The 17,678-nt window shown below is 58.4% G+C and carries 17 protein-coding genes; 5 read left to right on the forward strand and 12 right to left on the reverse strand.

Translation table 11 applies throughout. The features are described 5' to 3' along the window. Positions 1-101: 101 nt before the first annotated feature. Both HLUCCO03_RS14230 and rpoE read right to left on the reverse strand, forming a co-directional pair. Positions 102-680 carry a sigma-E factor negative regulatory protein gene (locus tag HLUCCO03_RS14230; RefSeq protein ID WP_027831214.1) on the reverse strand — a complete coding sequence of 193 codons (579 nt, stop codon included), beginning with the start codon at positions 678-680 and terminating at the stop codon, positions 102-104. A gap of 11 nt (positions 681-691) precedes the next feature. Beyond that, complete coding sequence (gene rpoE / locus HLUCCO03_RS14235) at positions 692-1,312, reverse strand: RNA polymerase sigma factor RpoE (RefSeq protein ID WP_292016736.1); 621 nt, start codon at positions 1,310-1,312, stop codon at positions 692-694. 199 nt (positions 1,313-1,511) lie between these two features. Here rpoE and nadB point away from each other — a divergent pair, with 199 nt between their 5' ends. From nadB to HLUCCO03_RS14260, 5 genes are all read left to right on the forward strand, one after another. Then, the gene (gene nadB / locus HLUCCO03_RS14240) at positions 1,512-3,116 is read left to right on the forward strand and encodes an L-aspartate oxidase (protein WP_197025646.1); all 1,605 of its coding nucleotides are present in this window, start codon (positions 1,512-1,514) and stop codon (positions 3,114-3,116) included. 45 nt (positions 3,117-3,161) lie between these two features. Then, a complete protein-coding gene (locus HLUCCO03_RS14245) occupies positions 3,162-3,416 on the forward strand; it encodes a succinate dehydrogenase assembly factor 2 (protein ID WP_027831211.1) in 255 nt (84 codons plus the stop codon). Beyond that, positions 3,400-3,900, forward strand: a complete 501-nt coding sequence (locus tag HLUCCO03_RS14250) for a hypothetical protein (RefSeq protein ID WP_051603788.1) — start codon at positions 3,400-3,402, stop codon at positions 3,898-3,900. Before HLUCCO03_RS14245 ends, HLUCCO03_RS14250 begins: the two co-directional genes overlap by 17 nt. Positions 3,901-3,914: 14 nt before the next feature. Beyond that, positions 3,915-4,913, forward strand: a complete 999-nt coding sequence (locus HLUCCO03_RS14255; protein ID WP_027831210.1) for a folate-binding protein YgfZ — start codon at positions 3,915-3,917, stop codon at positions 4,911-4,913. 117 nt (positions 4,914-5,030) lie between these two features. After that, on the forward strand, positions 5,031-5,864 hold the full coding sequence (locus HLUCCO03_RS14260) for an HDOD domain-containing protein (RefSeq protein ID WP_027831209.1): 834 nt from the start codon (positions 5,031-5,033) through the stop codon (positions 5,862-5,864). Positions 5,865-6,021: 157 nt separating this feature from the next. On the opposite strand, the gene ung is transcribed toward HLUCCO03_RS14260, so the two are convergent. The 10 genes from ung to trmD form a co-directional block, all read right to left on the reverse strand. After that, complete coding sequence (ung, locus tag HLUCCO03_RS14265) at positions 6,022-6,768, reverse strand: uracil-DNA glycosylase (protein ID WP_027831208.1); 747 nt, start codon at positions 6,766-6,768, stop codon at positions 6,022-6,024. A gap of 3 nt (positions 6,769-6,771) precedes the next feature. Continuing rightward, positions 6,772-8,304 (reverse strand): lysine--tRNA ligase, encoded by a 1,533-nt coding sequence (lysS, locus tag HLUCCO03_RS14270; protein WP_027831207.1) that lies wholly within the window; start codon positions 8,302-8,304, stop codon positions 6,772-6,774. A gap of 54 nt (positions 8,305-8,358) precedes the next feature. Further along, a protein-coding gene (prfB, locus tag HLUCCO03_RS14275) for a peptide chain release factor 2 (protein WP_155939887.1) occupies positions 8,359-9,454 on the reverse strand; the annotation gives its coding sequence in 2 pieces (ribosomal slippage) (positions 8,359-9,381 and positions 9,383-9,454; 1,095 coding nt in all). 589 nt (positions 9,455-10,043) lie between these two features. After that, positions 10,044-11,777 carry a single-stranded-DNA-specific exonuclease RecJ gene (recJ, locus tag HLUCCO03_RS14280; protein ID WP_027831205.1) on the reverse strand — a complete coding sequence of 578 codons (1,734 nt, stop codon included), beginning with the start codon at positions 11,775-11,777 and terminating at the stop codon, positions 10,044-10,046. Positions 11,778-11,782: 5 nt separating this feature from the next. Continuing rightward, on the reverse strand, positions 11,783-13,186 hold the full coding sequence (gene thrC / locus HLUCCO03_RS14285) for a threonine synthase (RefSeq protein WP_027831204.1): 1,404 nt from the start codon (positions 13,184-13,186) through the stop codon (positions 11,783-11,785). A 12-nt stretch (positions 13,187-13,198) separates the two neighbouring features. Then, positions 13,199-14,500 carry a homoserine dehydrogenase gene (locus tag HLUCCO03_RS14290; protein WP_027831203.1) on the reverse strand — a complete coding sequence of 434 codons (1,302 nt, stop codon included), beginning with the start codon at positions 14,498-14,500 and terminating at the stop codon, positions 13,199-13,201. A 113-nt stretch (positions 14,501-14,613) separates the two neighbouring features. Then, positions 14,614-15,360: a DsbC family protein gene (locus tag HLUCCO03_RS14295; RefSeq protein WP_027831202.1), complete on the reverse strand. Its 747-nt coding sequence runs from the start codon at positions 15,358-15,360 to the stop codon at positions 14,614-14,616. A gap of 132 nt (positions 15,361-15,492) precedes the next feature. Beyond that, the gene (gene xerD, locus HLUCCO03_RS14300; protein WP_051603787.1) at positions 15,493-16,425 is read right to left on the reverse strand and encodes a site-specific tyrosine recombinase XerD; all 933 of its coding nucleotides are present in this window, start codon (positions 16,423-16,425) and stop codon (positions 15,493-15,495) included. A 110-nt stretch (positions 16,426-16,535) separates the two neighbouring features. Next, a complete protein-coding gene (gene rplS, locus HLUCCO03_RS14305) occupies positions 16,536-16,892 on the reverse strand; it encodes a 50S ribosomal protein L19 (protein ID WP_027831200.1) in 357 nt (118 codons plus the stop codon). A 26-nt stretch (positions 16,893-16,918) separates the two neighbouring features. Then, entirely contained in the window at positions 16,919-17,677 is a 759-nt protein-coding gene (gene trmD, locus HLUCCO03_RS14310) for a tRNA (guanosine(37)-N1)-methyltransferase TrmD (RefSeq protein WP_027831199.1), read from the reverse strand. Position 17,678 lies beyond the last annotated feature (1 nt).

Raw genomic sequence — 17,678 nt, forward strand, 5'->3', positions numbered from 1 at the left:
TTCCGTTTACCGTCTTGTGAATCAATTATTCAACTCCGGCCACTGTACAGTTTGAAATCCCAGGTCAGCTTGAATTCATGGAGCGCGGCGACTCTGCCGGCCTAGTAGGCCGGTCCGGAGGCACTTACCAGCCGTGCGTAACCGACCGAGCCACGCCCCGCTCCGACACTGTTGTGCTGGGCATGCTCCAGAAGGTAGCGGCTGACCTGCTCCCATTGCTCGTCATCCAGTCCCTGCAGTGCAACCTCCTGCACCGGCTCGCCTGATGAGCTGACATCCTGGCCCTCGGACGACTCGGCCGGAATACCGGCGTTGGCCACTTCGGGGCTGGAGTCTGCCGACTCCCATCCCGCACCTGCGCCAAAACCCACCACCAGGGCCAGTGTCACCATGGCGACTGCAGGCCAGTGCCAGTTACGGTCTCTGCCTCCCCGCTGTGCTGCCACGGGGCTGTCCGTCTTCCGGGAACCGCCGTCCAGTGCTTCTCTGACACGGGCACTGACATCCACCCGGTCGTCAGCCAGATTGCCCTGGTGCATCAGATCGCGCACCTGCTGCCAACGCTGCCACTGGGAACAGACTTCATCCTGTCGGGCATGGGACAATAACCTGCGGACAGACAGTTCGTCCGCTTCGTCATCCATCATTGCCGACAGGGTTTCTTTGAGACGATCATCCATAGGACGCAACCTCATGATGTCCGGGAATCATTTAACAAGGGGCCAAGGTGACGATCCACTGCGTCCCGTGCCCTGAAAATTCGCGACCTGACGGTGCCAATCGGACACTCGAGGATACCCGCGATATCGTCATAGCTCAGCCCGTCGTATTCCCTGAGCAAGAACGCTGACCTGAGCTCCTCCGGAAGATTCGCTATGGCCACCCTGAGGGCTTCCTGCAACTGGTCCCGCTGCAGCAGTTTCTCCGGTGAAGCGTTGTCTCTCAGCCTTGAGCCGTCGTCAAAATTCTCGGCCTCAACAGCGTCGGCACTCCCCTGCGGACGGCGGCCACGGGATTCCAGGAAATTCTTGGCCGTGTTCACCGCAATCCGGTATAGCCAGGTATAAAAGGCACTGTCACCCCGAAAGCGCTCTATCGCACGGTACGCCTTGACGAAGGTTTCCTGGGTCAGGTCCATCACCTCCTGGCTGTCGTACACATACCGGCTGATGATCGATGCGACCCTTGACTGGTACTTGACCACCAGAAGGTCAAAGGCAGACCGGTCACCATGACGTACCTTCCTTACCAACTGAAGGTCTGTCTGGCTCTCGTTGTTTTCTTCCTTGTGTCGTTCTGTTTCCACAGTCATGGACGGAGTGCCGGGATTTCCATAGTGAGCGACCATCTGGCCAACTTGCCTGTACTTCGGTGGATTCATGCTGCTGCCCGATGTCCGATTAGGCTATGGTGCGCCCGCTTCAATGGGTACACCCCGTCAGGCCAAATAGACAGCAGGCACAAAGTTTAGTTCAATACACCTCCACATTATGGCCTGCGATAACGATCCGATGCCACAATCCCACGAATTCGATGTCCTGATAATCGGCAGCGGTGCAGCCGGGCTGACCGTTGCCCTCAATTTGCCCGAGCACCTGCAGGTTGCCGTTGTCAGCAAGGCAGATATCAGCAGTGGCGCAACACTCTGGGCCCAGGGGGGCATTGCCGCGGTTCTGGATGACGACGACTCCCTGGAGAACCACATCAGCGATACTCTCATCGCCGGTGGCGGACTTTGCCATGAAGACGCTGTCCGCTTCACCGTGGAACACGGCCGCGAGAGCATTGACTGGCTGATTGACAGCGGGGTCACCTTTACCAGGGACGATGAGTCACACTACCACCTGACACGTGAAGGTGGACACAGTCATCGACGCATTATCCACGCCGCCGATGCCACCGGCCATGCGGTTTCCACAACCCTGACGTCACAGGCCCAGGCGCGCTCCAATATTACGCTGATGTCAGGCCGGGTTGCTGTCGACCTGATCACCAATCGCAAGCTGTCATTGCCAGGCAATGCCTGCGTGGGTGCCTATATCCTGAACTTGGAAGACAGTCATGTTGAACTCTTCCGGGCCCGGTTTACGGTCATTGCCACCGGCGGTGCCAGTAAAGCCTACCGTTATACCACCAACCCCGATGGCGCGTCCGGCGATGGCATTGCCATGGCCTGGCGGGCGGGCTGTCGGGTCGGCAACATGGAATTCAACCAGTTCCATCCCACGTGCCTGTACCACCCTCACGCAAAGTCGTTCCTGATTACCGAAGCCGTCAGGGGTGAGGGTGGCGTTCTTCTGCTCCCGGATGGCACCCGGTTCATGGACAGGTTTGACGACCGGGGTGAATTGGCCCCGAGAGACATTGTCGCCCGCGCCATTGACCATGAAATGAAACGGCTGGGTGCGGATCACCTGTATCTGGATATCAGTCACAAGCCGGCAGACTTCATCAGGCATCATTTCCCGACCATATACGAAAAATGCCTGACTTTCGGAATCGACATCACCAGAGAACCCATTCCGGTGGTCCCCGCCGCCCATTACACCTGTGGTGGCATCCTCAGCGATCAGCGGGCGCGCACGGATATAAACCAGCTCTATGTTGTTGGCGAGGCAGCGTTCACCGGGCTGCACGGCGCCAACCGCATGGCCAGCAACTCGCTGCTGGAATGTCTTGTCTACGGCCGCGCCGCCGCTGCGGACATCACTCGCCGGGAATCGGATATTCCCGCGCCGCCGGACGCACCCGACTGGGACGAAAGCCAGGTAAGGGATTCCGACGAGGACGTGGTAATCTCCCACAACTGGGATGAGCTCCGGCACTTCATGTGGGATTACGTGGGTATTGTTCGCACCACCAAACGTCTGCAGAGAGCCAAGCATCGTATTGACTTGCTGGAACGGGAAATCGGCGAATTCTACAGCAACTACCGGGTTTCCAATGACCTGCTGGAGTTGCGGAACCTGGTGACCGTCGCGGATCTGATCATCTGCTCCGCCCTTCAGCGCAGAGAGAGCCGTGGCCTGCATTACACGCTGGATTTCCCCGGACTGCTCAACGAAGCAAAGGATACGGTACTGGTGCCGACAACCTACCGTCGCCCAGCCCCATGACAGGGCCGATCCAAACTGATTGCCACTGACCAACTGAGAGTACTCATGTCTGATAACACCGAGTTTAACCGCCTGTGGTGGCACAGCCGTCGCGGCATGCTTGAGCTGGACGTATTGCTGATCCCGTTCCTCGAAGAGGCCTACCGGGATCTGCCTGCGGAAGATCAGGCCCGTTACCACAAGCTGATCACCTGCGAAGACACTGACATGTTCGAGTGGTTCATGCAGCGCAGCCAGCCGGAAGACCCGGACCTGCAACGTATTGTCGATATCATACTGAAACGTGTTCAACCGGATTGACCTGAACGTCTCGCCATCACACCGGGTGGCGTTACTATGTGCACTGCCCTGGCTGTTGCTGACAGCCCTGCTGGTGCAGCTTGCCAGTAGCGGGGGCCCGGCAATGCTCGCGCCTGTCGCAATCACACTGGCCGGAGCCGTCTTACAGTACCGCCGCACCGGCTTGCTGCGGGGCCCGAACGCCGTAACCGGTTTAAGGATTGAAAACCAGCGCCTGTTCGCGCGCTTGGGCTCCGGCAGGGAACATCCCGTGCTCACTGCCGGAGAAAGCCGGGTCAGTGCGGGGTTTGCCATCTTGAAACTGCAGCTTACCGACACCACATCAAAAGCATATCCTGTTGTTCTGGTTGCACTGACGCCCGGTTTTCGTAACACCTCACCGGAAGCGTTCCGCCAGTTGCGCGTATGGCTTCGCCTTGGGCCGTCCTGTGCCATCAGGCAGGCCGGCGACCAGCAACCACTCACTGTTCAGGAAACCCACTGATTCCGGAGCATTCCATGTCAGATACCGAACACCCGGCTGCCGGCCATCCGCTGCCTCAACCCGCCCGCGTTACCCTTTCCGACCGGGTGATTGCGCGCATTTCCGGCCCGGGAACCGACAAGTTCCTGCAGGGCCAGTTCAGCCAGCAGATTGATGATGTCACCGAAAGCCACTCCCCCAGAGCTGCCGCCTGCACGCCGAAAGGTCGCGCCTACTGCCTGACCCGACTGGTGCGGGAAGGCGAAGACGTGCTGATGGAACTGCCGTCTGAGCTGGCAGAGGATACCGTCAACCATCTGCGAAAGTACCTGATGCTTTTCCGAGGCACTTCCATGGAAATGGAAACCGGCGCCCGCATCATCGGGTTAATGGGAGAAGCTACGGCAAAACAGTTGTTGCCGGAGGCTGTCGAGCAATTATCCTCCCCGGGAGACTCCGTGGTCGTTCAGGGTGGGCACCTGATACGCACCATGAGCACCGCCGAAGGCATGGTCCGCTATGAATTCTGGCTGACCGGAAATGTGGACGAGGCTCTGCAAAAGGCATTGGACGACATTCCGGAGGCCACCCTGGCCGACTGGCATGCGTCGGAAATTGCTGCCGGCGTGGCGGCACTGACTCCGGCCACGAAAGAAGGTTTTGTGCCGCAGATGCTGAACTGGCAGCACGTGGGCGGCGTTCACTTCAAGAAGGGGTGCTATACCGGTCAGGAAGTGATTGCCCGCATGCACTTCCTGGGGCAGCTGAAAAAAAGTCTGTTTCGGCTGGGCACCAGCCAGGCTGCAAGCCTGCCGGTATCCGGTGAAGCCATCATGAACGGTGACCGTTCCGTGGGCACCGTGATCAACTCTGTCGGCTTTTCAGATGGCAGCGCAGAGCTTCTGGCCGTGGTTCGCCACGATGCCGCGGGGCTGAGCCTTGCTCCTGAGAGCGCCACGGACACAGCACTCAGCCTGCGTCCGCTGCCTTATGAGGTTCCCGAAAGGGAACAAACCGGCACCTCTGATACATAAGTTGACAGGAAGAATCGCGAGAATTTGCTATAAAGTACTTCAAATACCTGAACATTTTGGCCTGCACGGTGCTTCCTGCCGGCCGGGTGACTCTCAACTTGCGGACTGCAGCTGACCATGTCGAATATTGTAGAAACCATAAAAGCCGACCTGACCGATGCCATTGAGAACGACAAACTCGTATTGCCGACGCTTCCGGAAGTTGCGTTGCAGGTGCGGGAAATCGCAGAAAACGAGGATTCAGCAATACTGGATCTGGTAAAGGTCATCAGCAATGACACGGCGCTTTCTGCCCGCATCATCCGTGTCTGTAACAGCCCGCTTTTTCGCGGCAGTCGCGCCATTGAAAACCTGAATATGGCGGTCAGCCGTCTTGGCATGGCCTACACCAGCAACCTGGCCATGGGCCTGGCCATGGAGCAGATGTTCCAGGCAACCTCGGACATGATCGACAAGCGCCTGCGTGCCACCTGGCAAAAGAGTACCGAGGTGGCCGGGGTGTGCCACGTTCTGGCCCAGCATTACACGAAACTCAAGCCTGATCAGGCAACTCTGGCCGGCCTTGTTCACCTGATCGGTGTGCTGCCCATTCTGCGCTATGTGGAGGACCGGGATATCCAGATCAGCAGTATCATGCTGGACAATGTGATTGATGAGATTCACCCCCGCATTGGAACGGCGATTCTGCAGAAATGGGATTTTCCGAAGGAACTCCAGAACGTACCGCTTGAGTACGCCAACCTTCATCGTGAGGTGCCTGCTCCGGATTATGCGGATCTGGTGCTGGTTGCCAATCTGCAGTTGGTGGCGGGGACGGATCATCCCTGGACGGAGGTGGACTGGAAGACGATTTCGGCGTTTGATCGGCTCGGGCTGGATCCTGAGGTGGATATGACCGAGGAAGAGGATCTGAATGCCCAGATGGAAGCGGCTATGGCGCTTCTTCAGTAGTTCCTTCCTGGCCGGCTGGAATTGGGGGCTGGCCGGAGGCGGGGGTATTTTTCCTCGGGAAAAGAACTCGCTTCGCTCAGACACCTTTTCCTGTCAGAGAAAATACCCCCACCTCCGGCCGATCACACTCTGTTGCGGGCCGCTCTTTGCGGTCCCTTCAAGAGCTGGGCTGACTTTTCCCGTAATGTTCCAGTAACTCTGATTTGCCTGGTAAGGACCAGTCGACGATGGGCAGGCCGTTTTGTTGTAACCACTCGTTGGCCCTGGAAAAGTGCTTGCAGCCGAAGAAGCCGCGGTAGGCGCTTAACGGGGACGGGTGTGGGCCGTCCAGTACCAGATGTTTGCTGCGGTCGATGTGTCGGCCTTTCTTTTTTGCGTAGCTTCCCCAGAGCAGGAACACCACGCCCTGTCGTTCCCGGTTGATGGTTTCTATGACCCGGTCGGTGAAGGTTTCCCAGCCTTTGCCCTGGTGAGCACCCGCCTGGCCCTGGACGACGGTGAGTACGCTGTTGAGCAGGAGGACGCCCTGCTCGGCCCAGGGTTGGAGGCAGCCGTGGTCCGGGGGCTGAATGCCGAGATCGTCCCGGATTTCCTTGAAGATGTTGACCAGTGAGGGCGGTATCGCCACATGGGGGCGCACGGAGAAGCACAGGCCGTGGGCCTGGCCGGGGCCGTGGTAGGGGTCCTGGCCGAGGATGACCACGCGGACCCGGTCCAGCGGGGTGCTGTTCAGTGCGTTGAAGCAGAGGTGGCTGGCGGGGAAGAGGATTTTGCCGGCCTGTTCTTCCGCAGCCAGGAAGTCAGCCAGCTGTTGCATGTAAGGCTGGCTGAATTCGTTGGCAAGATGTTCGGACCAGCCCCGGCCAGGCTTGAGCTGGCTTGCCAGTACCTCCACCGGCTGCATGGGTCAGTCCTCGTCTTTCTTTGTTTCCGCCCTGTGTTCCGGGCGCATTGCCGGGAACAGGATGACATCGCGGATGGAGGCCGAGTTGGTCAGCAACATGGCCAGGCGGTCGATGCCGATCCCCTCCCCCGCCGTTGGCGGCAGGCCGTACTCCAGTGCCATGATGTAGTCTTCGTCGTAGAACATGGCTTCGTCATCACCGGCGTCTTTTTCGGCCACCTGGTCCTGGAAACGCTCCGCCTGGTCCTCGGCGTCGTTAAGCTCGGAGAAGCCGTTGGCAATTTCGCGGCCACCCACGAAGAACTCGAAGCGCTCGGTGACGAACGGGTCGTTGTCCTTGCAGCGTGCCAGTGGCGACACTTCTTTCGGGTAATCGGTAATAAACGTCGGCTGCATCAGGCGATGTTCGGCGGTTGCCTCGAAGATCTCGATCTGGACCTTGCCGAGCCCCCAGCCATTCTTGATATAGATGCCGAGATCCTTCGCCACCTGACGGGCGCCGGCTTCATCCGACAACTGCTCCGCCTTGATATCCGGGTTATGGCGCAGAATGGCTTCCACCACCGTCAGGCGTTCAAATGGCTTGCCGAAATCGTATTCGATGGTCTCTTCTTCGCCATCCGCCAGGGTGCGGGTATTCACCACGGTGGTGGTGCCCAGGACCTTCCGGGTAATGGTGCGCAGCATGTCTTCGGTCAGGTCCATCAGATCGTTGTGATCCGCGTAGGCCTGATAGAACTCCACCATGGTGAATTCCGGGTTGTGACGGGTGGATAACCCTTCATTACGGAAGTTGCGGTTGATCTCGAATACCCGCTCGAAGCCACCCACCACCAGGCGCTTCAAAAACAGCTCCGGCGCAATACGCAGGTACATGTCGATGCCCAGGGCGTTGTGATGGGTCACGAACGGCCGTGCGGTGGCGCCACCCGGTATGACCTGGAGCATGGGGGTTTCCACTTCCATGAAATCCCGGTCGGTGAAGTACTGGCGCATGACGCTGATGATCTTGGAGCGCGCATAAAACACCCGCCGGCTGTCTTCGTTCACCATCAGGTCCACATAACGATGGCGATAACGGGCCTCGGTGTCGGTCAGGCCTTTATGCTTCTCCGGCAGTGGCCGCAGGGACTTGGTGAGCAACACATATTCATCCATGCTGACATACAGATCCCCTTTGCCAGACTTGCAGAGAACGCCACGGACACCAACGATGTCACCCAGGTCCCAGTGTTTGGTGTCTTTCTGGACGTCCTTGGAGGCGTAGATCTGGATACGCCCGGTCATGTCCTGTACCACCTTGAATGCCTTGCGGTCCAGCATCATGCGACCCGCGATGGCCACCTGGACTCCCATTTCCGCCAGCTCTTCCTTGGTCTTGTCGCCGTATTTGGCCTGAAGCTCTGCGGCGGTGGCGTCGCGGCGGAAGTCATTGGGAAAGGCGTTGCCCTGCTCGCGCATCTCGGCCAGCTTGGCGCGGCGCTCGGCAATCAGCTTGTTATCCTCTGGCTGTGCATTCTGGGTGTGGTCAGTCATGTTGGCTCACAAAAAGATCGGGAATTGTCCGGGTCAGCATGGAAAAGGCGCCGGTTACAGCGCCATCTTCAGGCTGGCTTCGATAAACTTGTCGATGTCACCATCCAGCACCGACTGGGTATTGCTGGTTTCCACCTTGGTACGCAGATCCTTGATGCGGCTGTCGTCCAGCACGTAGGAACGAATCTGGCTGCCCCAGCCGATATCCGCCTTGGCGTCTTCGGCTTTCTGCTTTTCGGCATTGCGCTCCTGCATCTCGCGCTCGAACAGCTTGGCTTTCAGCTGTTTCATGGCCTGGTCCTTGTTCTGGTGCTGGCTTCGGCCAGCCTGACAGGCCACGACAATACCAGTGGGGTTGTGGGTCAGACGCACCGCGGATTCGGTCCGGTTAACATGCTGACCACCGGCACCGGAGGCACGGTACACATCCACCCGCAGATCCGCCGGGTTGATCTCGATCTCGAAACTGTCGTCCACTTCCGGCGACACAAATACCGAGGAGAATGACGTATGGCGGCGGTTGCCGGAATCGAACGGTGACTTGCGCACCAGTCGATGGACGCCGGTTTCGGTTCGCAGCCAGCCAAACGCATAATCGCCCTGAACATGGATGGTGGCACTCTTGATGCCAGCCACATCGCCTTCCTGCAGTTCAACAATCTCGGCCTTGAACCCGCGGCGCTCTGCCCATCTCAGGTACATGCGCAGCAGCATGTTGGCCCAGTCCTGGGCCTCGGTGCCGCCGGAGCCGGCCTGAATGTCCAGATAGGCATTGTTGGCATCCATCTCGCCGGAAAACATGCGGCGGAATTCGAGCTTTTCGAGCTCTTTGTCGAGCCCCGCCAGGTCGGCTTCAATTTCTGCAACCGTGCCCTCGTCCTCTTCCTCGGCAGCGATATCCAGCAAGCCCTCGGCGTCTTCGAGGCCGGAGGTGAGGTTGTCGATGGTGCGGACGATTAGCTCAAGATCAGAGCGCTCTTTGCCCAGCGCCTGGGCCCGGTCGGGATCTTCCCACACCGAGGGCACTTCCAGCTCGCGCTCGACTTCGGTCAGTCTCTCACTACGCTGATCGTAGTCAAAGATACCCCCTGAGCGCTTCGGTGCGCTCACGAAGGTCTTTTATCTTCGTAACAATAGGATTGATTTCCATGAAATCCTTACTCACTCTCGGAAAATGGATGCGATCAAAATCAGACGCGAGATTCTACCGGAAATCTGTTTTTAAATCAGCCGGTGGAAACCGTTACCTCAGTGCTTGCAGCAATCTGACTTTGGTGAAAGCACCAATCGGGCAGGCCCTTCCGGGATACGCTGTGAATACGTCCATGTACGCTCGACAAAAACATCCATGTTTTTGACGATCCCGGAAGGGCCTACCCGATCGGTGCCTGCAACCGGGAGTTGCTGTCGACATGAAACGTAGGTTGGATTAGAGGCAACGCCTCGTAATCCAACAATGCCCGGTCTATCACCCCAGCCAGCCCTCAAATCCGCCATAACGCGGCTTCGGTTTGTTTTGTTATTTTTACCTTTGAAGGTGGCTATCCGGCTTTTGTCGGATTACGGCCTTTCAGGCCTAATCCGACCTACATTTGAGGCGTTAACTCTCGAGTTTGATCGGGCCTGGGGTGGGGGTATATTTTCTGCCAGAAAAAGGTGTCTGAGCGAAGCGAGTTCTTTTTCCAAAGAAAATATACCCCCACCCCAGGCCCGGCCCCAAAAGCCGAAGCCCCAAAGGATCAGGCCAGAGGCTCCAGATAATCCACCAGAAGCTGCAGATTGGTCCGCCCGCGAAACGTATTGGCGTCGGGTTTGTAGACCACACGGGCGCCGGTCCGGGTGTAGTCGGGCACCTCCGGTCCGGTGTTGAAGGCGATGCCGTCGATGATGGCACCGCCTTCTTCCGGCTGGAGCACCAGTTTCAGGTGGTTTTCACCGACAATACGCTGGCTGACGACACGGAAGTTGCCATCGAACAGAGGCTCCGGGAAATGCTGCCCCCAGGGGCCTGCCCTTTTTAGCAGGGTTGCGGTTTCCAGATGCAACTCATCGGGGCTCAGGGGCCCGTCGGTGGTGATGGCGGCTTCCAGATCTTCGGCTCTCAGAGTGTCACGCACGGCCCTGTCGAAGGCCTCACTGAATGCGTCCAGATCGCTGCGCGCCAGGGTCATACCTGCAGCCATGGCATGGCCGCCGTACTTTTTCATCATGCCGGGATGGCGGGCATCGACCACTGCGAGCACATCGCGGATATGAAGGCCGGGAATGGACCGGGCTGAGCCCTTGATATCCTGACCATTATCGTCCGGCGCAAAGGCAATCGTCGGGCGATGGGTCTGTTCCCGGATGCGGGCGGCCAGGATGCCGATCACGCCCTGGTGCCAGGCGGTGTCAAACAGCGCCAGTCCCCAGGGCAGGCCTTCAATATCGAGAGACATGGAGGCCAGCAGATCCTGGGCTTGGGCTTTCATGTCTTTTTCGATGGTTCGCCGCTCACGGTTAAAGGTATCCAGCTCACGTGCCAGGCGCTGGGCTTCGTCGCGGCTGTCGGCCAGCAGGCAGGCAATGCCCACACTCATGTCATCGAGTCGGCCGGCGGCGTTAAGGCGAGGGCCAACCACAAAGCCCAGGTCCGTGGAGCTGATTTCGCTGTGGTCGCGGCCGGCCACTTCCAGCAGCGCCAGGATTCCGGGCCGGGCTTCGCCCTGCCGGATGCGACGCAGGCCCTGCTCGACGAAAATGCGGTTGTTGTGGTCCAGGGGAACCACGTCCGCCACGGTGCCAAGGGCCACCAGGTCCAGCAGCTTGCCAAGATTGGGCTGCGGGTCTGGCAGCAGGCCCTGTTCCCGAAGATGCTTGCGCAGGGCCGTGAGCACATAGAACATTACTCCAACCCCCGCCGCGTTCTTGCTCAGGAAAGGGCAGCCGGGTTGGTTGGGGTTCACTATGGCGTCTGCATCCGGCAGGGTATCACCGGCCAGGTGGTGATCGGTCACAACCACCCTGACCCCCAGGTCCCGGGCTGCGCGCACACCCTCCACTGCGGAAATACCGTTGTCCACGGTCACCAGCAGGTCAGGTAATGAACCTTCTTCCTGAAGCCGGTAAATGATTCCCGGTGTCAGGCCGTAGCCATCGGAAAAACGGCTGGGCACGCGAAAGTCGATGTCATTCAGCCCCAGCATGCCCAGGCCCAGCATGGCCACTGCAGTGCTGGTGGCGCCATCAGCGTCGAAATCACCCAGCACCAGCACCCGCTGCTGGCGGGCAATCGCCTCGGCAAGCAGGGATACGGCCCGGTCAATGCCCCGGAGGTCCATGGGTGAAGCCAGATGCTTCAGGGTGTAGCTCAGTTGGTCATCAGAAGTAACGCCACGGGCGGCGTAGAGGCGACGGAGCAATGGAGGCAGGTTCTGACCCCAGTCCGGAGTATTTTCCGGACCGGGGCGACGCAGGATTTTTTTCGGTGTCATACCGATCAGGTATTCTTCCAGTGTTTGGCAATAAAGTCCTGCACGGCAGGCAGGTCATTATCCAGTACGGTGTATTTCTCTTCCCGCTCAAAGAGATCTGCCATATGCAACGGCAGCGCAGGCTCTGCCTTGACGCCGGAGCGCATCACGGCATCCGGGAACTTCGCCGGATGGGCGGTACCCAGGGTAATCATGGGAATGGCCGGATCACGGCGGCAATTGCGAGCCGCACGTACGCCAATGGCGGTATGTGGATCCAGCAGGTATTCGTTCTGCTCGAAGATTTCACGAATGGTGTCCGTTGTGCCTTGGTCATCGACTGCGTCGCTGTCGAACAGCTTACGGGCGTGCTTCCAGCGATAGTCTTCAATGCTGACCGGCCCCCTGGAAGCATTCTCCAGCAACTCTTTCACTGCAGCACCATCGCGCCCGTGCAGGTCGAACAGCAGGCGTTCGAAATTGCTCGACACCATGATATCCATACTCGGCGACAGCGTATGCTCAAGCTGGTGCTGCTCATAGCGGTTGCCACTCATGAAGCGGTGCAGGATATCGTTGCGGTTGGTGGCAATCACCAGCTGGGAGATGGGCAGGCCCATTTTTTTGGCCAGGTAACCGGCAAAAATATCGCCGAAGTTACCCGTTGGCACCGAAAACGCCATGCTGCGATCCGGGCCGCCGAGGGCCAGGGACGCATGAAAGTAGTAGACGATCTGGGCCATGATCCGGGCCCAGTTGATGGAATTCACCGCCGCAAGCTGGGTTTTGCCGCCGAGGAACGACTGGTCGCCAAAGCTTGCCTTGACCATCCGCTGGCAGTCATCAAAGTTGCCGCGCACCGCGATGTTATGGATATTATCACCCTTCACCGTGGTCATCTGGCGGCGCTGCACCTCGGAAACACGCTCGTGGGGATGCAGGATAAATATGTCCACATGCTTGCAGCGACGGCACCCTTCAATAGCGGCGGACCCGGTATCACCGGACGTTGCCCCCATGATCACCACATGTTGCTGACGCTTTTCCAGCACGTAGTCCAGCAGACGCCCCAGTAGCTGCAGAGCGAAATCCTTGAACGCCAGGGTGGGACCGCGGAACAACTCCATGACCCACTCATTGGTATCCAGCTGCACCAGCGGCGCAACGGCCTTGTGGGCAAATGCCTCACCGTAGGTTTCATCCAGCATCTTACGGAAATCTTCCGCCGGAATGGCGTCGTCCACGAACGGATGCATCACCTTGAAGGCCAGCTCGCTGTAGGAGAGCCCGCGCCAGCTGCGAATTTCCTCGAGACTGAAATGGGGCAGCGATTCCGGGACATAAAGGCCACCATCGGTGGCCAGGCCTGTCAGCAGGACATCCTCAAAGCCCAGGGCGGGAGCTTCGCCCCGTGTACTGATGTATCTCACCTTGCGTTCCTGTCAGTTAAAGTTTTCGGCACGAATGCGAACGACCTTGCCGTCGATATCGCTGAGGGCTTCCAGTTCTTCAATGGCGCGGTTGATCTGGCGTTCCTGAACCGTGTGGGTCAGGATAATCACCGGAATACGGCCATCCTTGAGCTCCGATTCCTTCTGCATGATGGACTCGATATTGATACCGTGCTCGCTCAGGATCGACGCTACTTTTGCCAGTACACCCGGGCGGTCGAGAGCCTGAATGCGGAGGTAATAGGCAGACTGGATATCCTCCATGGGCAGCACCGGGAGATCTTCCATTGCTGACGGCTCAAAGCCAAGATAAGGCACACGCTGGTTGCTTTCAGCGGCAACGGAACGGGCGGCATCGATAATGTCGGCGATAACTGCTGAGGCTGTAGCCTCGTCGCCAGCACCCGGGCCGTAATACATGGTCTGGCCGACGGCATCGCCATCCACCAGCACGGCATTCAGTACACCATCAACCTGGGCAATCAGGTGGCTTCGGGGAACCAGCGTGGGATGCACGCGCAGCTCGATGCCTTCATCGCGACGGCGAGCAATGCCCAAATGCTTGATGCGATACCCCAGAACCTCGGCATGGGCGATGTCGTAAGGGGTAATCTCGGAAATTCCCTCGGTGTAGGCTTTCTCGAACTGCAGCGGCACGCCGAAACCGGCCGAGGCCAGGATGGTCAGCTTGTGAGCGGCATCAATGCCCTCGACGTCGAAGGTGGGGTCCGCCTCTGCGTAACCCAGATCCTGCGCTTCTTTAAGCACCTCGGCGAACTCACGGCCGGCACGCATTTCAGTGAGGATATAGTTACCGGTGCCATTGATAATGCCGGCAATCCAGTCGATACGATTGGCTGCCATGCCCTCACGAACCGCCTTGATAACCGGAATACCACCGGCAACACCGGCTTCGTAGGAAACAATCACGTTCTTCCTGGCAGCGGCTTCGAAGATCTCGTTGCCATGGACCGCAATCAGCGCCTTGTTGGCTGTGACCACGTGCTTGCCATTGTTAATGGCTGCGAGCACCAACTCCCTGGCGGTATCGTAGCCGCCAATCAACTCGACCACGATATCAACCGACGGGTCGTTCACCACGTCAAAAACGTCCGTACTGAACGGAATACTGCCAAGATCAATATCCTTGCGCGGGGTACGCGTTGCGACCCGGGCAATCCGGATATTAAAACCTGTCCGGCCCGTTATCAGGCTGGCATTCCGGGTCAGTACGTTGAACGTACCACCACCGACTGTTCCCAGTCCGCAGATTCCGACATTGACGTCTTTCAAGCTTTCACCTCTGTTCCCGATGGGTTGCTGTGGGGAGCGACAGTATAACGGTTAAAGTGCGCCCGAATAAGCCCTTGCCGATACAGCAGGCCGGGCACGAGACCGCTAGACTATCAGAGCAGCCCCAGGCCTTCAGCCAGTTTTTCCGACGGCACGTAGCCACGAACCATGTTACCGTCTTCCAGCACAATTGCCGGGGTACCGGTCACACCGATACGACCGCCCAGGTCAAACTGGTCCCTGACCGGATTTTCACACTCCTGAGTCTGAACATCCCGTCCCTGTTTTGCGGCATCCATGGCGGCCTGCTGGTCGTCAGAGCACCAGACCGAGATGTATTTCCTGAAGGACCGCGTGTTGGGTCCGGAACGGGGGAAGCCATAGTATTGAACGGTAATACCCAGCTCGTTCAGGCGAGGTACCTCGTCGTGCATTTTACGGCAATAGGGGCAGTCGATATCGGTGAACACCGCAATGGACGCCTTTTCAGTGCCGTCGGCGGGATAGGTGATCAAGCCCTCGTCGCCAAACTCTTCCAGGGCCCGAACGCGCTGTGATGCCCTGCCCTGTTCCGACACGTTAGCGATACCGTTATCGGTAACCTTCAGCAGATCGCCGGTAAGAATATACTGGCCATCTTCAGTGGTGAAAATCGTATCGCCGTTGTTGCTGTCTACTTCATACAAGTCGTCGGCTTCCGATTTGCGCACCCCGGAGATCTTCAGGCCCGGAATCGCGGCCGTCAGTTTTTCGGTAATGGTGTCTTCGATCTCTCCCGCATGCGCGGTCGTCATCCCGGCCACAGCCAGAACAGCAACCAACAATGGTAGACAGGCGTTGCAAAGATTCTTGATCAGCATATTGGCTTCCAGTTTGTTCCAATTTTCAAAGGCTTTGGGCCGGAATCGTGACAGGTTTGCCACGGAGATGTTGCGACACCACTCCCCGGAGAAAGTTCAGTGTACCAAGGCACATCGTTGGCGCCTAACCGGCTACCCCCGGGGATGGTGTGACTGATGCAGCGACTGCAGCCGCTGGCGCGCTACGTGAGTATAAATCTGTGTAGTGGACAGATCCGAATGGCCCAGCAGCATCTGGACTACCCGCAGGTCCGCACCATTATTCAGCAAATGAGTCGCGAAGGCATGTCGCAGGGTGTGGGGTGACAAATGCTTGTGAATACCCGCCCGCAGCGCATAATGCTTTATCCGGTGCCAGAAAGTCTGTCGCGTCATGGCAGCCGGGCGGTTGCCGGGAAACAGCGCATCGCAGGGCCGCCCCTTGAGTAGTTCACCCCGGGCTTCTTTCATGTATTTTACCAGCCAGTCTATGGCTTCTTCCCCCAGGGGAATCAGCCGCTCCTTGTTTCCCTTGCCAACAATCCTGAGCACCCCCTGGCGCAGATTGACCTCGTCTACCGTCAGCTCTACCAGTTCAGACACCCGTAAACCACAACCGTAGAGAATCTCCATCATCGCCTTGTCCCGGAGTTCGATGGGCACCTCGGGGTCTGGCTCGGACAGCAGGTTGTCCACATCCTCTTCCGACAGGGAATCCGGAAGTCTTCGGGGAAGCCTGGGGCTGTCTATGCGCAGCGTCGGATCTTCGGAAATCACACCCTCACGCAGGAGGTAGCGATAGAAACGCCGTAAACCGGACAGGCGCCGGGCAGCGGTGGACGTTTTGAAGCCATCCGCCAGTCCCCGGGAAATCCAGGCCAGCAGATCGGTACGGCGCACCTGCGTCAGCAACGGCCTGCCCGGTTGATCCTGCAGCCAGGTCGCCAACCGCTCAAGATCGCTGCGATAGGCCTGGCGGGTTTTCTCACCCAGGCCGTCCTCGAGCCATACAGCATCGGTAAAGCGGAGAATAACCGCTTCATCCTGAGGCCGCAGTTCAGCCCTGGAGTTGGATTTCCGGTTCATGGCAGATTACTCGAAACGGAACGTACGCAGGCGGGGCCGGGAATCGGATACGAAAAAGGCAGCCAGTGGCTGCCTTTCTCTGACGAACTGTAACCAGCAACCTGTGCTGATCAGCCCAGCTTTTCCTTGATACGAGCTGCCTTGCCAGACAGGTCGCGCAGGTAGTAAAGCTTGGCCTGACGAACGTCACCGCGACGCTTCACACTGATGCTGTCGATCAGCTTCGAGAAGGTCTGGAAGGTACGTTCGACACCAACACCGTAGGAAATTTTCCGTACGGTGAAGGAAGAGTTCATGCCGCGGTTACGCTTACCGATAACAACGCCTTCGAACGCCTGCAGACGCTCACGGTTGCCTTCTGTTACGCGAACCTGGATAACCACGGTATCACCCGGCGCAAAGGCTGGGATTTCCTTGGTCATCTGCTCTGATTCAATCTGACTGATGATGTTGTTCTTACCGCTCATCGTATGTGCTCCTGATACCCAATCTTTTAATGCCCTGATGATTCAGAGGCACCCGGTTCGTTCAAAATCTCTTCCAGCAGCTCACGCTCTTCGTCCGTAAACACCCGCTTTTCCAGCAGGTCGGGGCGTCGCTCCCGGGTTCGCCTCAGCGACTGTTTGAGCCGCCAACGCCGGATCTGATCATGGTGACCGCCCAATAAAACATCCGGCACCGCCTGACCTTCGTAAATTTCGGGCCGGGTGTAGTGCGGACAATCCAGCAAACCGTCAGCAAAGGAATCCTGCTCCGCCGACTGCGCATGACCCAGCGCTCCGGGGATGAGGCGTGTCACCGCATCAATAACAGCCATGGCCGCCAGCTCACCACCGGAAAGCACAAAGTCTCCCAGTGACACCTCCCGGTCGACTTCGGCCGCGATCAGGCGTTCATCAACACCTTCATAGCGCCCGGCTACCAGAATGAGGTTCTGTTCCGCTGCCAGTGACTCAACCACCTTCTGGTCCATCGGCTCCCCCTGGGGAGACAGATAAACCACGCAGGTTTTTCCGGGTGCCGACGCTCTGGCCGCATGAATGGCATCCCGCAGCGGCTGGATTTTCATCAGCATGCCCGGGCCACCGCCATAAGGCCGGTCGTCAACAGTGCGGTGACGATCCTGGGTGAAGTCCCGGGGATTCCATGCTTTGAAGGTCAGCAAACCATCCCTGACCGCCCTGCCGGTAATCCCGTAATCTGTCACCGCGGAAAACATCTCCGGGAACAGACTGACCGCGCCAATCCACACC

This window comes from Marinobacter sp. HL-58 (assembly GCF_001314605.1).
Lineage (GTDB): Bacteria > Pseudomonadota > Gammaproteobacteria > Pseudomonadales > Oleiphilaceae > Marinobacter.

What these genes read in the sequence shown, in the direction of transcription:
- HLUCCO03_RS14230 (WP_027831214.1), bottom strand. Translation starts at nt 680, where the DNA reads ATGGATGATCGTCTCAAAGAAACCCTGTCGGCAATGATGGATGACGAA.
- rpoE (WP_292016736.1), bottom strand. Translation starts at nt 1,312, where the DNA reads ATGACTGTGGAAACAGAACGACACAAGGAAGAAAACAACGAGAGCCAG.
- nadB (WP_197025646.1), top strand. Translation starts at nt 1,512, where the DNA reads ATGCCACAATCCCACGAATTCGATGTCCTGATAATCGGCAGCGGTGCA.
- HLUCCO03_RS14245 (WP_027831211.1), top strand. Translation starts at nt 3,162, where the DNA reads ATGTCTGATAACACCGAGTTTAACCGCCTGTGGTGGCACAGCCGTCGC.
- HLUCCO03_RS14255 (WP_027831210.1), top strand. Translation starts at nt 3,915, where the DNA reads ATGTCAGATACCGAACACCCGGCTGCCGGCCATCCGCTGCCTCAACCC.
- HLUCCO03_RS14260 (WP_027831209.1), top strand. Translation starts at nt 5,031, where the DNA reads ATGTCGAATATTGTAGAAACCATAAAAGCCGACCTGACCGATGCCATT.
- ung (WP_027831208.1), bottom strand. Translation starts at nt 6,768, where the DNA reads ATGCAGCCGGTGGAGGTACTGGCAAGCCAGCTCAAGCCTGGCCGGGGC.
- lysS (WP_027831207.1), bottom strand. Translation starts at nt 8,304, where the DNA reads ATGACTGACCACACCCAGAATGCACAGCCAGAGGATAACAAGCTGATT.
- recJ (WP_027831205.1), bottom strand. Translation starts at nt 11,777, where the DNA reads ATGACACCGAAAAAAATCCTGCGTCGCCCCGGTCCGGAAAATACTCCG.
- HLUCCO03_RS14295 (WP_027831202.1), bottom strand. Translation starts at nt 15,360, where the DNA reads ATGCTGATCAAGAATCTTTGCAACGCCTGTCTACCATTGTTGGTTGCT.
- xerD (WP_051603787.1), bottom strand. Translation starts at nt 16,425, where the DNA reads ATGAACCGGAAATCCAACTCCAGGGCTGAACTGCGGCCTCAGGATGAA.
- rplS (WP_027831200.1), bottom strand. Translation starts at nt 16,892, where the DNA reads ATGAGCGGTAAGAACAACATCATCAGTCAGATTGAATCAGAGCAGATG.